Origin of the sequence: Halobacteriovorax sp. HFRX-2_2, from assembly GCF_043196705.1 — a bacterium.
Lineage (GTDB): Bacteria > Bdellovibrionota > Bacteriovoracia > Bacteriovoracales > Bacteriovoracaceae > Halobacteriovorax_A.
Window position 1 is genome coordinate 204,392 of sequence record NZ_JBEBMT010000004.1, and the last position, 13,530, is coordinate 217,921.

The 13,530-nt window shown below is 36.0% G+C and carries 12 protein-coding genes; all 12 read left to right on the forward strand.

Features of this window, described 5'->3' with window-relative positions; translation table 11 throughout:
- Nucleotides 1–9: 9 nt before the first annotated feature.
- The 12 genes from ABMA79_RS13840 (at nt 10) to ftsA (ending at nt 13,522) form a co-directional block, all read left to right on the forward strand.
- Complete coding sequence (locus ABMA79_RS13840; protein ID WP_392861253.1) at nt 10–342, forward strand: hypothetical protein; 333 nt, start codon at nt 10–12, stop codon at nt 340–342.
- Nucleotides 343–347: 5 nt separating this feature from the next.
- The gene (locus ABMA79_RS13845; RefSeq protein WP_393093326.1) at nt 348–2,270 is read left to right on the forward strand and encodes a penicillin-binding transpeptidase domain-containing protein; all 1,923 of its coding nucleotides are present in this window, start codon (nt 348–350) and stop codon (nt 2,268–2,270) included.
- A complete protein-coding gene (locus ABMA79_RS13850; protein ID WP_393093329.1) occupies nt 2,263–3,579 on the forward strand; it encodes a Mur ligase family protein in 1,317 nt (438 codons plus the stop codon). Before ABMA79_RS13845 ends, ABMA79_RS13850 begins: the two co-directional genes overlap by 8 nt.
- Complete coding sequence (murF, locus tag ABMA79_RS13855; protein WP_393093332.1) at nt 3,573–4,883, forward strand: UDP-N-acetylmuramoyl-tripeptide--D-alanyl-D-alanine ligase; 1,311 nt, start codon at nt 3,573–3,575, stop codon at nt 4,881–4,883. Before ABMA79_RS13850 ends, murF begins: the two co-directional genes overlap by 7 nt.
- Nucleotides 4,884–4,908: 25 nt before the next feature.
- Nucleotides 4,909–5,985, forward strand: coding sequence for a phospho-N-acetylmuramoyl-pentapeptide-transferase (gene mraY, locus ABMA79_RS13860; protein ID WP_392861246.1), 1,077 nt, complete (start codon nt 4,909–4,911; stop codon nt 5,983–5,985).
- Nucleotides 5,986–5,988: 3 nt separating this feature from the next.
- On the forward strand, nt 5,989–7,371 hold the full coding sequence (gene murD, locus ABMA79_RS13865) for a UDP-N-acetylmuramoyl-L-alanine--D-glutamate ligase (protein WP_021267585.1): 1,383 nt from the start codon (nt 5,989–5,991) through the stop codon (nt 7,369–7,371).
- Nucleotides 7,372–7,448: 77 nt separating this feature from the next.
- Complete coding sequence (locus ABMA79_RS13870) at nt 7,449–7,916, forward strand: hypothetical protein (RefSeq protein WP_392861244.1); 468 nt, start codon at nt 7,449–7,451, stop codon at nt 7,914–7,916.
- 62 nt (nt 7,917–7,978) lie between these two features.
- Complete coding sequence (gene ftsW / locus ABMA79_RS13875; RefSeq protein WP_393093335.1) at nt 7,979–9,109, forward strand: putative lipid II flippase FtsW; 1,131 nt, start codon at nt 7,979–7,981, stop codon at nt 9,107–9,109.
- 51 nt (nt 9,110–9,160) lie between these two features.
- The gene (gene murC, locus ABMA79_RS13880; protein ID WP_393093337.1) at nt 9,161–10,537 is read left to right on the forward strand and encodes a UDP-N-acetylmuramate--L-alanine ligase; all 1,377 of its coding nucleotides are present in this window, start codon (nt 9,161–9,163) and stop codon (nt 10,535–10,537) included.
- The gene (murB, locus tag ABMA79_RS13885; RefSeq protein ID WP_393057003.1) at nt 10,530–11,438 is read left to right on the forward strand and encodes a UDP-N-acetylmuramate dehydrogenase; all 909 of its coding nucleotides are present in this window, start codon (nt 10,530–10,532) and stop codon (nt 11,436–11,438) included. Before murC ends, murB begins: the two co-directional genes overlap by 8 nt.
- Nucleotides 11,438–12,175: a hypothetical protein gene (locus ABMA79_RS13890; protein WP_392861238.1), complete on the forward strand. Its 738-nt coding sequence runs from the start codon at nt 11,438–11,440 to the stop codon at nt 12,173–12,175. The genes murB and ABMA79_RS13890 overlap by 1 nt, the downstream gene beginning before the upstream one ends.
- 93 nt (nt 12,176–12,268) lie before the next feature.
- Nucleotides 12,269–13,522 carry a cell division protein FtsA gene (gene ftsA, locus ABMA79_RS13895; protein WP_021267553.1) on the forward strand — a complete coding sequence of 418 codons (1,254 nt, stop codon included), beginning with the start codon at nt 12,269–12,271 and terminating at the stop codon, nt 13,520–13,522.
- The last annotated feature ends 8 nt before the right edge of the window (nt 13,523–13,530 follow it).

Sequence of the window (13,530 nt, forward strand, 5' to 3'; positions counted from 1 at the left end):
GATTGTTAAATGGCCTCAAGGATGAGTCGAACAAAATCTAAGAAGGAAAGTATTGGGAATAAGATCAGGGGAGTAGTTCTTAGTTCACAAGGTTTACCAATTGTTCTTAGTTTAGTTGTGATTACAGTTTTATTCGTACTTTTTAGAATGAAAGGGATTGAGCTGAATTATGAGATCGCAACAGTTAAAAAAGAAGTAGAGAGAATTAAAGTTGAGGGAAAAGAGTTAAAAGCTAAAAAAGCTAGACTTCTATCTGTATCTAATTTGAGAAAGATGGCCCGCAATTATAACTTAGCACAGCCGAAGCAACATCAAATCATTGTTGTTCCAGCTAAGAAGTAAGTGTAGTGAGTGATAATAATTTAAAAAACAGATTAAAAGTTATATACGCAATTTTTACAATTGCTTTTGTTGCAATTCTTGTAAAAGCATTTCGTATTCAAGTTGTTGATCGTGGACATTTATTATCACAATCAAAAAAACAATTCTTTAGAGAAAGAAAGGTCTTTCCCAGACGTGGCCATATTTATGATCGCAATGGAAACCCTCTTGCTATTAATATTAGAACCTACTCAATCTTTACTATTCCAAAGAATATCTCAGATAAGAAAGTTTATGAAAAACTTAAGGCAATCCTTCCTGAGATGGAACTTGATGGAATCGCAAAGAAGGCGCTTGATAGAAATCGTTTTACTTGGATTACTAGAAAGTCGAAACTGACAGAAGAACAAGTTGCGCAGATTAAAAAGCTTAAGGGTATTTATATTGAAGAAATTCCGAAACGTATTTATCCAAATCACGAGCTTGCTGCGCAAACTTTAGGTTTTGTTGGATTGGATAATAATGGACTGGCCGGTATCGAGCATCGTTTCGATAAGGAACTTCGAGGTGAGCCTCAAATTATTAAGTACTTTAAGGATAATAAAGGTCGTCCTGTAAGATACGTTAGCCAAAATATTCCTACAGAAAGAGCAAACGATGTTTATCTTTCAATTGATAAGGAAGTACAAGCTGTTGCTGAAAAGGCCATTAAAGAAGCCGTTGAAAGAGTTGATGCAAAACGTGGCGGTGTTGGTGTTATGGATGCTGAGACCGGTGAAATTATTGCAATGGCTAATTATCCTACATTCGATCCTAATGATGTGGGAGATTCAAAAGGGAGTGATCGTAAGCTTGCCTTTATTAGTGACCCTTTCGAGCCAGGTTCAACTCTTAAAGTCCTAACTCTTGCTTCGGCGCTAGAGAATAAAGTTGTACGACCTGATACTAATTACTACTGTGAGCAAGGCCGTCTAAAAGTTGAAGACCATATTATTAAAGAAGCTGAATCGAGAAAGAAATTTGAGTGGCTTTCTGTTGAAGAGATCCTTATGTACTCTTCAAATATTGGGACAACAAAGATTGCTTTCGATTTAACTTTTCCAAAACTTAAAAAGACACTAAATGATTTCAAGATCGGTGAGAAAACAGGAATTGAGTTACCAGCCGAATCTCGTGGAATCTTTACTGACGATAAGAATGTATCACCACTTTCTTTAAGTAATATTAGCTTTGGGCAAGGTGTTGCAACAACTGGAATTCAGATGCTAGCGGCCTTTGCAGCAATCTCGAATGATGGTGTTTATGTGCAACCTACTATCTTAAAAGTAGATGATCCAAAGAAAGTAAAAGCAAAAAGAGTTATTCCTACAGATGTTGCTAAATCAATTACTGAGATGATGGTCAATACAGTTGAGAGAGGTACAGCAAGGAAAGCAAGAATTCCTTACTTTAAGATTGCTGCTAAAACTTCAACTGCTCAAAGAGCTGATAGTAATGGACGTTATACGGGTTATATTCCAGGATTCCTAGGTTTCCCTGTTGGGGTTAAGAAGAAATTTGTCGTTTACTCTTATGTTGATAAGCCTGCAAGAGGTAAGTCATACTATGGAAATTCAGTTGCAGGGCCTGTTTTTAGAAAAGTGACAGAATACCTTCTCTATAAGAACAAAGAGTTTGAAGGTCTTGCTGAAAACGAGACTTATAAGAATGATATGGCCTTTGACTCTGTAAAAAGAGTTCAGTCTGCAAAACGCTACACTGGTAGAGGTTCTGTTCCAAATTTTGTTGGCCTTGATAAGAAGTCAGCAATGGCCCTTGCTCAAAAGCTAGATATTGATCTAAGCCATATTGGCGTGGGTGTCGTTCTGGAACAATCTCCTGAAGCCGGTAGTACTCGCGATGGCGATGTCGTTGTAAAACTAAAATACGCCCCACCTACATATGAATAACTTAATCAAAAAATATAAAATCCTTTTGGAAGGTCTTACTGACCTTACGGCAAATCTAGATCAAGCTAAACCGTGTGATATCGCTTTTTATCGTATACATGATAACGAGAAAGCTATTGAGCTATTTCACCAACGTTATCAAAAAGGTCGTGCCGGGCTAGTCATTACGAATCGTGAGGTTGCAGACCTTGAAACATTGGTTGTAGACGAGAGTGATTTTTATAAATTACAAGAAGAGTTGGTTGAGGAGCTGTATCCAATTAATCGTGAAGTAAAGTTAATTGGAATAACAGGTACTAACGGAAAGTCGTCTGTTGCTCATCTTTGTCAGCTTATTCTTAATGCTAACAATCTAAGTGCATGTAGTATTGGTACGGTTGGTGTCATTAAAGGTGAGAGTGAAGTGATGGAAAGTCTATCTGCCACAACTCCATCGTTCATTGATTTAAGAAGAGTCATATTTAAGTTGAAAGATATTAATTACTTTTGTTTGGAAGTAAGCTCTCATGCCCTTGAGCAGGAGAGAGTAAAGAAAATGAAATTTGACTCAATTGGGTGGACAAATTTTACTCAAGATCATCTCGACTATCATGGAACGATGGATTCTTACTTTAATGCAAAAGCAAAACTTGCAAATTATAGTGATTCAAACTTTATTATTCCACGTTCTCAAGAAGATGAATTCAAGTCTAAGTTAAGTTGTGACTTGGCCTCTAGTGTAGAAAACATTTATGGTGAGGAGTTTAATCTAAGCTACAATGTCGATAATTTAGAATTAGCATTCGCTCTTTGTGATAGGGCCTCTAGTTTAAAATTAAGTAGAAAAATAAAGCTATCTTTACCTAAAGGAAGATTTAATCTTTTTAGAAAGGGCGATAGTGTATTCATTGTGGATTATGCTCATACTCCAGATGCTATTGTAAATATTTGTCGTGAAACTAAAAAACATTTTGATTCATATGACATTATTACAATCTTTGGTTGTGGTGGTGATCGCGATCGTACAAAGCGTCCAAAGATGCTTTCAGCTGCCCTGGAATTTAGCGATAAGGTTGTTGTAACAAGTGATAATCCAAGAACGGAAGATCCGAATGAGATTATTAAAGATATTCTTGAAGGTAATAAAGAGGCCGTTGATATTATCGTTGATCGCAAGGAAGCTATTCATACTTATGTGAAAGAATATGAACGTCCTACTGCTGTCATTATTGCAGGTAAAGGACACGAAGAATATCAAGATATCAAAGGTGTTAAATACCACTTTAGTGATATTGAAGAAGTAAAGAGTGCATTAGGGGAATTATGTTAATTTCTGATTTAAATAAAGTTTCAGGTCTAGTTAAAAAGGTTGGTAAGGATCTTGATGTTGATATTTTACTATCAACAGATTCTCGTATGCCTGAAGATAAGAATACATTTGTTGCTCTGAAGGGTGAACGATTTGATGCTTATAACTTTATTGAAGATGCGATTAAAAATGGTGCAAAAGCAATTGTCTTAACTCATACAAAAGAAAGAGAAGAGGAGATCCGAACTCTAGCTGAGAAGGATGCAGAGCTTTGTTTCTTTTTAGTTGAAGATAGCCTTACTTTCTTACAAGAAGCAGCTAAGTTTCGAATTGTTGAGTGGAAGAATCGCGGCGGTTTTGTTTTTGGACTTACTGGTTCAAATGGGAAGACAACAACAAAAGAACTACTTTACTCGTTGGCAAAATCCTTTCTTCATGATGCAGTTATTTGTACACATGGTAATTTAAATAATCATATTGGTGTTCCACTAACAATCTTCTCTATTAAGGATGAGCATAAGTTCGCTATTATTGAGATGGGAACTAATCATTTTGGCGAGATTGAAGTACTTTGTGAAATTGCACAACCTGACTACGGCTATATTACAAATATTGGCCATGCCCATACTGAATTTCTAATTGATCTTAATGGTGTTCTAAAAGAAAAGTCTGCACTTTACCGTTGGATCAAAGACCATGGAAAGAAGTTCTTTTTAAATATGGAAGACGAGAAGCTAGCAACTTTAGAAGTTACAGAAAAGATTGTTCCTGTAAGCAAGAATAATGTTTACGAATTTGAAAGTGACTTTATTAAAGAGTCATATAATCGCTGGAATGTTCAAGCTTCATGTTTTGTCTTAGAAAATATTTTCTCATTAAGCTTATTTCACGAATTAAAAAAACTAAGGCTTCCTGAAAATAAAAGGGCCCAGTGGATTAGTGTTAATGAGTCAAAAATATATTTAGATGCTTACAATGCAAATCCAACTTCAATGAGACTTGCAATTAGAGAGTTTGCCAAACAAGTCCCAGATACAAAGAAAGTTATCTTCATTATTGGTGACATGAATGAGTTAGGCGATAAGACCCAGGAACATCACGAGGGTGTTGCGGAGTTGTTAAATGAACTAGGTATCAAAAACTCAATTTTTATTGGGCGATTTGCTAATTTTTATCAAAATAAATTTAGCGGTGCGTCCGAAACTTATGTAAATCTTGATGATTTTATCTCAAATTGGCCAACAGTATTAAATTCGTACGATTATATTTTTTTAAAAGCTTCTCGTTCTTTACAACTAGAGAGGCTAATAGATATAACTATGTAATATAATTTAAAAACCAGGTGATTACATGCTGTATCATTTCCTCTATCCCCTAAGGGATGAATTCTTTGCTTTTAATATTTTTAAATACATCACATTTAGAACAGTTGTGGCCTTCTTGCTTGCAACAGTTATCTCAATTATTTGGGGTAAGTACTTTATTGGATTCATGCAGCGTAAGCAGTTTGGCCAAGTAATACGTGATGATGGTCCAGAGTCTCACTTAAAAAAAGCAGGAACACCAACTATGGGTGGTGTTTTTATTTTGGGGACAATCTTATTAACGCTGTTAATAACTGGAAATTTTAATTCGATTCCAGTTCTCATTACCTGTGGTGTAACTGCATCGTACTTTGTGCTCGGCTTTATCGACGACTATGCAAAGATCTCTAAAGGAAATACAAAAGGTGTTTCGGCCAGAGGTAAGCTTGTGTGGCAATTTGCAACAGCTCTAATTGCTGTCTTTGCCATGGTTCATTTCAATGTTATCGACACTCAATTATTTGTACCTTTTGTGAAAGGGCCAGTCTTTAACCTGATGAGCTTCTTTATAATTTTCGGGGCTATCGTTATTGTTGGTTCTAGTAATGCTGTTAACTTAACAGATGGATTAGATGGACTAGCTATTGGTCCAATCATTACATCAGCTGCAACTCTTGGATTTATTGCTTATGCAACTGGTCACAGAGAGATTGCATCATACCTTTTTGTGCCATACGTTGAAAATGTTGGAGAATTAGCTGTCATTGGTGCTGCAATCGTCGGTGCAGGCGTTGGATTTTTGTGGTATAACACATACCCAGCTCAGATTTTTATGGGTGACGTGGGGTCCCTTGCCTTAGGTGGTACACTAGGAACAATGGCCGTACTAACAAGAAGTGAATTACTCTTTGTTATTATTGGTGGTGTTTTTGTTGCCGAGGCTGTTTCGGTGATCTTACAAGTTGCTTCTTACAAAACTCGTAAGAAGAGAATATTTAAGATGGCCCCGATACATCACCACTTCGAGCTATTGGGATGGGCCGAGCCTAAAGTAATTGTTAGATTTTGGATTATAAGTATATTTTTAGCGATTCTAGCGATCGCAACATTAAAAATGAGGTAGAGAATGGAGAGATTTAGAAACAAGAATATCCTAATCGTTGGTATTGGAAAAACTGGTTTCAGACTCATAAATTTCTTTAATCGTCTTGACTGTAATATTCGTGTAACAGATATCAAACCGATTTTTGATCTTAATAAAGCTGTAAAGAAACTACGTAAGATTAAACCTGCAGTTGAAATGACTTTTGGTGAACACTTAGATGACGACTTCATCAATGCTGATGTTGTTGTTTACTCAGGTTCTGTTGATCCAAATATGCCTCAACTAGAACTAGCAAGAAGAGAAGGGAAAGAAGTTTACTCTGAATTCGCTCTTGGAAATAAGCTATGTCGTAAGCCAATCATTGCTGTTTGTGGATCTCACGGTCGTACAACTGTAGCACACATGATTGGATTTACTTTAAGACAAGATGGAAAGAATGTATTTGTTGGTGGAACAAGCGAAAGCCCATTTATCGAATACTCAATGCTTCCTAATAAAGATGAAATTGACTACGTTGTAGTCGAGGTTTCAGCAGTTCAAATGAGACGTCTAACTGACTTCCACCCTAAGATGGTTGTCTTTACAGATATCGCAGACACTTACCCACAAGGACAATTCACGTCGATGGGTGAGTACATGGAAACAAAATTAAGTATCATCAAGACTCTATCTCCTGATGACACTTTAATTGTTAACTTCGACAAGCTTGCAAATAATAGCTTCTTTAGAAATGCAAATTGCCAGACTTACTGGTACTCAAGAAGATCATTCGTTAAGCTTGGTGTAATGGAAGAGATCCAAGGAACACACTTCCACGATCGTCGTATCCATTCAAATATCAACTACCACTCAGAGTTTGTTGTTAAGAAAATGAGAATCATTGGTCAAAATAACCGTGAAAATCTTCTTGCTGCAATCACTGCATGTAAGGCACTAGATCTTTCTGATGAAGCAATTCAAACATGTGTAACGAAATTCCCTGGAATTCCACACAGAATTGAATTCTTAATGGAAAAAAATGGTGTTTCTTTCTATAACGACTCAAAAGCAACAGATATGAGAACTCTTGTTGAGACAACTAAGGCGTTTAAAACTCCGGTTATCTTAATTGCTGGTGGGAAAGATATCGAAGATCTTGAGTATGAAGCATTTACTGATGAGCTAATTCAAACAACACGAATCATCGTTCTTGTTGGTGAAGCAAAAGAAAGAATGAACCGCGCACTTGGGGAGCATCCACAAACTTTCATTGTTGGATCGTTTGAAGAGTCTGTTCTCTTTGCTTATCAAAAGTCGAGAACTGGTGACACGATTATTCTTTCACCAGGTAACCCTGCTACGGACTTCTTTAGAGATTACGAAGAAAGAGGGAATTACTTTAAGAAGTTAGTATATCAACTATAATTACTGAGATGCCCCTTTCATAGGGGCATTTTTTTTATGCCTAATACAGAACAAGTTTTAAGTCATATGATCTCGTCATGAAGGTTCTGTTATTTTTTATTTTTGTTTCTATTTTTTCTACTCAAATTAAAGCTGATCAAGATTATGTGAAAGTCTGTCAAAACCTCGTGGACAAGCGACTTTCAAAATACAATCAATTTCGTTTTAAAAAACAATGCTCACAAATTACGACTAAGTATCAGTTTCAATGTTTAACTGAAGTCTTAGACAATCGCAGAGCGATCTCCCTCGTGGAGTTTAACGCATGCACTTATGTAAAGAGTGCTGAAACTTTGGCGAGCATTCATGAAGTGGCCAAGTACTATCACAGTAGTGTGAATAGCTTTCATGTGACAGTTGCGGCCTTGGTGCAAAATGAAAAAGAGAAGAACTGTGTTTTAAATATAATTCAAAAAGAAGGACTTGATCCTTTCAATGCCTACACATGTTTTGATGAAAGAGGAATTGATCCAATTAGGCATTTTGCGCAAATGTATATCAAGTAGCCTGACGCGCAGTTTCCTATATTTCTAATGCATCGAATACAATCTTCATATATGATTAATATATGAACTCTATTGAAAACACGGATCGTTTTGGAAAACTCTTTTTAATTATCACATCAATTATTGTTGGTGTTGGTATCGTCATGGTTTACTCTTCATCCTATATGTTTTCAAAAGAAGTTTACGGAACAAGCCTTCACTTCTTCTCAAGACAAATTCTCTTTGCTCTAATCGGCGTGGGTATGGCCTATGTTGTGGCAAAGACTAAATATCAGTTTTGGATAAAGTTCTCATTCCACTTAAATCTCGTTGTGGCCTTTCTTTTGGTTTTAACATTTATTCCAGGTTTAGGCGTTGTTGCTAAAGGTGCCAACCGATGGATTAATCTAGGATTCGGTTCATTACAACCGGGAGAGCTTGCAAAGTATACGATACTTATGATGTCACTTTTCTTTTTTGAGAATTATGAAAAGCTAAATCTTAAAAATCGTTTAAAGTATGCGGCCAATATTGGATTAGTTCTCTTGCTCTTACTTTTACAACCTGACTTTGGAACATTCTTTATTTGTGCTCTAGGAATGGGATTCACTTGTTTTATTTCTAATTTTAATCGTAAGTATTTCTATATCATGGGAGTAGTAGGTACAATTCTTTCGTCTCTAATACTCGTTGCTCAACCTTATCGTGTGAAAAGACTAATGTCCTTTTTAGATCCATGGGCAAACCCAAGAGGAAGTGGTTTCCAGGTAATTCAGTCTTGGATTGGTTTTGCAAATGGTGGCTTCTTTGGAAAAGGTATTGGTAATAGTTTAGAAAAATTATTCTTTCTACCAGAGGCCCATAATGATTTCATCTTTTCAGTTATAGGTGAAGAGTTTGGTTTTCTAGGTGTCATTGCATTTGTTGTTCTCTTTATGGCCTTTACTCATATTGGTTTTAAATTAGCACTGTCTTTAAATGACGATATTGCAAAGAAAATGATCATGTCCATTATCTTCATTATCGGTGTTCAAGCTTGTTTAAATATGGGGGTTGTTCTTGGGCTTCTTCCAACAAAGGGACTTAACCTTCCATTCGTTAGCTATGGTGGATCATCGCTTATGAGTAATTTAATTGCTATCGGTGTAATCTTCTCTTGTGTGTCACGTCAACGAACGATGTCAGGCCAGAAACCGTTTTTTTCTCAACAATAGCCAATATATGCGCTAAATTTAGAAGAAGTAATCTTGTGAAAAGGAACAAGTATGAATATTAATATTCAAAATATTAGCGTGCATTTTATTGGAATCGGTGGAATTGGGATGAGCGGTATCGCTGAAATTCTACTGAGTCTTGGGTATAAGGTAACTGGTTCAGATATTAGTGAGTCTACCAATGTTACTCGTTTAAGAGATTTAGGAGCTGAGGTCTTTATTGGACATAAGCGTGAAAATATAACTGATAAAACGACAGTAGTTGTTTATTCATCTGCAGTAAATGAGTCTAATCCTGAAATGCAGATGGCCCGTGAAAAGCAAATTCCTATTATGAGAAGAGCTGAAATGTTGGCCGAACTTATGAGACTTAAAAGAGGAATCGCAATTGCGGGAACTCACGGTAAGACGACAACAACAAGCTTTCTAGCGACAATCTTACAAGCGAGCAATTACGAACCAACTTATATTATCGGCGGTATCGTTTCTAATCTTGCAGGACATGCAAAGGTTGGTACTGGTGAGTACTTAGTGGCCGAAGCCGATGAGTCTGATGGATCTTTTCTAATGTTAAATCCAATCATGTCGGTTGTGACTAATATCGACCTTGATCATATGGATCATTACGGTAGTGAAGATGTTCTTATGGATAGCTTTGAAGAGTTTATTAACAAAGTTCCTTTCTATGGACTCTCTTCACTTAATGCAGATGATGAAAGATTAATGAGTCTTGTTCCACATATTAAAAAACCAATTGTTACTTTTGGAATTGAAAAACCAGCAGATTATCAAGCTGTCGATATTAAAATGTCTGATCTGTGTTCAGAGTTTGACCTTATCGTTGGCCCTGAGAACTTAGGACGCTTTATCATTAATCTTCCTGGTAAGCACAATGTGCAAAATGCGCTTGGGGCAATCTCCATTGCTCATAAAATGGGAGTACCAGTGGATATGATTAGAAGCTCAATTAGAAGTTTTGAAAATGTTGGACGCCGTTTTCAATTACTTTATAAGAATGAGGATGTAGAGATTCTAGATGATTATGGCCATCATCCGACTGAAATAGCTAAGACTTTAAACACATTAAAAGAAATTAGAGATCATAAGAAAATTGCTATTTTTGAACCACATCGTTTCTCTCGAACAAAAGACTGTTGGAATGAGTTCCTACACTGTTTCAACGACGTTGATGAGTTATATATGTGTCCAATTTATCCAGCTAGTGAAAGCCCTATTCCTGGGATCACTTCAGATAGACTTGTCGAAGATATTAATCGACTTCATCCGGGGCTAGCTAAAACAATTGAACTTAAAGACTTAGATACAATTATTAAGTCTAATAAGAATTCAACAATTATGACATTAGGAGCCGGGTCAATTGGCCGAGTCATTAGAGAATGGGTTTTAGATAACGATCGCAATGAATAAGATTAAAGAGTTATTAGCTAATATTCCAAATATTGAAATAGAAATTGATAAGGATCTATCAAAGTATTCAACAATGAGACTTCAATCTAAGGGGGATTTTATTTCTGTAAAGGATCTTGATGGACTTAAGGACGTTGCAAGAACCCTTACTGAAAATAACCTTAACTACATGGTGTTAGGATTAGGTGCCAATCAACTTTTAAATGAAAGAATTGATCATCCAATAATTAATCTAGACTTTGATTACGATCGTCGTATTTTAAATCATTATCGTGAAAGCTATATTCTCCCAGCTTCTGTGAAGCTTTCAAGCTTAACTTCTCATGCTTCCAAATTTGGTAATATGCGCTGGGAAGTGATAACTGGAATTCCTGCTACCTTAGGTGGAGCAGTTTTCATGAATGCGGGAACGGGCCTTGGTTGGATTAGCGAAATTATAAATAGAGTTTGGTATATTGATAAGGAAGGTAACGAATATCTTCATGAGGCAACAGAGTCTAGCTTTTCATATCGCCAAAACAATTTTTTAAGGCCTGGGGATATTGTTTATCAAGTTGAGCTTGTCTCAAAAGGTCAAGATGAAAACCTTGGTGAGAAAATTCGTAACTACCTCCTAATGAGAAACAAGTCGCAACCATTAAAGGAAAAAACTTGTGGAAGTGTCTTTAAAAACATTGTTGGAGATAAGCGAACTTGCACTGCAGGACAATTTATTGATATACTTAATTTGAAAGGGTTACAAGTTGGTGATGTTCGCGTGAGTAATCTTCATGGAAACTTCATGGAGAATTTCGATAAAGCGACGGCCAGCGATGTAAAAGAACTTATAAAAATTGTACAGGAAGAACTTTATCTAAACTATGGTTTAAAGTTTGAGCCTGAAGTCAGGATAGACATTTAATGAAAAAAGCTATTTCAATTATTTCACTTCTTCTTTTGAGTGCTTCTGCATCAGCAGTTTCACAGCCAAATGAGAAGATCAAATATAAGACGGCTTTTGGTAAATGTCCTTCACGTGCTGCTGGAACACTAACTCTTAAGTTAGTAAAAGACTTCGAAAGAAACCGTTCTTTAAGAAGTATGAAGAATCTAGTTGCAGCAGATAAATTAAAAGAAAAACACTTTCTGTCAGACTATACGATTAAGTATAATCCGATGGAAGGAATGCTTAACTTTATCTATGAATGTCCATCTCCATTAATGAAAGTACAAATTTACAAAGAAAATGGAATGGAGTCTTATGAAGCAATTCTTGTTGATAATGGTCAACTATTTGACCCAACATATGAAATTCTACTAAGAACGGAAAAGAAGTTAAATTACTCTCTTCCTTATCTTGCAATCCCTGTTGGGGAAATGGATAAGACAGTTCAAAAAAATATCACACGTATTATCGCAGATCTTGATCTTGTTTTTAGAAAGTTAATTTCTGAAGTTATTATTAGCGATGATAAAGAGTTAACAATGATTCTTTCGATTAAAGGAAAGCCTTCAAGTGTCTTTATGGGCAAAGATGAATGGCCCCTTAAGGTTGAAAAGTTGACTCAAATCATTGGTTATATGAACAAGAAAAAGAAAATCCCATCAGTGATAAATATTACAAATTCCAAAAAAGTTGTTGTCAAGTTCAACGACTAATTCTAAAATTTCATTGTATGCGGTAAAAATTGCCGTTAGATTTCTTTATTAACAGAATGATTCTGTAAGAAAAAACTAGAGAAAGGATTCTCAATGAAAGAAAAAAACATCGTTGTCGGTTTAGACGTTGGTACAACTAAAGTCTGCACAATCGTAGGTATCCAAAACATTTCTAATCAAAACACTGGTAAAGCTGAGCTTGAAATCATTGGTATTGGTACACATCCAAGTCATGGTTTAAAGAAAGGTAGTGTTGTAAATATCGATAAAACAGTTCGCTCAATTCATAACTCTTTAGAAGAGGCAAGACTAATGGCCGGAGTTGATATCCATAGTGCAACTATTGGAATTGCTGGTAGCCATATTTATAGTTTTAATAGCTCAGGTGTTGTTGCTGTTAAAGGTAACGAAATTTCACAAGATGATGTTGATCGTGTACTTGAAGCTGCTAAAGCAGTTGTTATGCCAAGTGATCGTGAAATCATTCACGTTATTGCTCAAGAGTATAAAGTTGATAATACAACTGGGATTAAGAATCCAATTGGAATGTGTGGGACACGTCTTGAGGCCCATGTACATATTGTTACAGGTTCAATCTCACTAATTCAAAACCTTGTTAAGTGTGTTGAGCATACTGGGATTAAAGTAGAGAACGTAACTCTTCAACCGATTGCTTCTTCTGAATCTGTTCTTTCTCCTGAAGAAAAAGAAATGGGAACACTACTTGTTGATATTGGTGGTGGGACTACAGACCTTGCTCTTTGGAAAGATGGGGCCCTCGTTCATACACAAGTTATTCCAGTGGGTGGAAATCATTTCACAAATGATCTTGCTGTTGCACTCAAAATTCCACACGCAGAAGCAGAAAGAATTAAAATTAATCACGGTTCAGTTTTACCTGAACAGGTAAACCAATCAGCTCATATTACAGTACAAGGAATCTCTGGAACTAAGCCAAGAGAAGTACAACTAAATACAGTTGCAAATGTACTTGGAGCAAGAGCTGAAGAGTTATTTGATCTTATTAAAAATATTATTAGAGAAAAGAATCTAGGAGATGACATCAGTGGTGGTGTTGTTCTTACAGGTGGTGGTGCAATGATTAAAGGAATGCCAGATATTGGTGAGTACCTTTTAGAGCGTCCACTTAAGATTGGTTTTCCAATTGCTTTTGGTGGCATGACAAATATTATGCAAAATCCAAAATTTTCTACAGTTTTAGGTCTTCTACTTGAAGCTTCAAAAGGTAAGGAAGTAGACGTAGAAGAGGAAGAAGATATTAATCAAATAGATATTGTAAGTAAATTATCAGGATCTATTAAATCAGTATTTAGAGAAATTTTTTAAATAAGGGG

Coding starts and splice junctions, on each gene's coding strand:
- ABMA79_RS13840 (WP_392861253.1), top strand. CDS start 10: ATGGCCTCAAGGATGAGTCGAACAAAATCTAAGAAGGAAAGTATTGGG.
- ABMA79_RS13850 (WP_393093329.1), top strand. CDS start 2,263: ATGAATAACTTAATCAAAAAATATAAAATCCTTTTGGAAGGTCTTACT.
- murF (WP_393093332.1), top strand. CDS start 3,573: ATGTTAATTTCTGATTTAAATAAAGTTTCAGGTCTAGTTAAAAAGGTT.
- mraY (WP_392861246.1), top strand. CDS start 4,909: ATGCTGTATCATTTCCTCTATCCCCTAAGGGATGAATTCTTTGCTTTT.
- murD (WP_021267585.1), top strand. CDS start 5,989: ATGGAGAGATTTAGAAACAAGAATATCCTAATCGTTGGTATTGGAAAA.
- ABMA79_RS13870 (WP_392861244.1), top strand. CDS start 7,449: ATGAAGGTTCTGTTATTTTTTATTTTTGTTTCTATTTTTTCTACTCAA.
- ftsW (WP_393093335.1), top strand. CDS start 7,979: ATGAACTCTATTGAAAACACGGATCGTTTTGGAAAACTCTTTTTAATT.
- murC (WP_393093337.1), top strand. CDS start 9,161: ATGAATATTAATATTCAAAATATTAGCGTGCATTTTATTGGAATCGGT.
- murB (WP_393057003.1), top strand. CDS start 10,530: ATGAATAAGATTAAAGAGTTATTAGCTAATATTCCAAATATTGAAATA.
- ABMA79_RS13890 (WP_392861238.1), top strand. CDS start 11,438: ATGAAAAAAGCTATTTCAATTATTTCACTTCTTCTTTTGAGTGCTTCT.
- ftsA (WP_021267553.1), top strand. CDS start 12,269: ATGAAAGAAAAAAACATCGTTGTCGGTTTAGACGTTGGTACAACTAAA.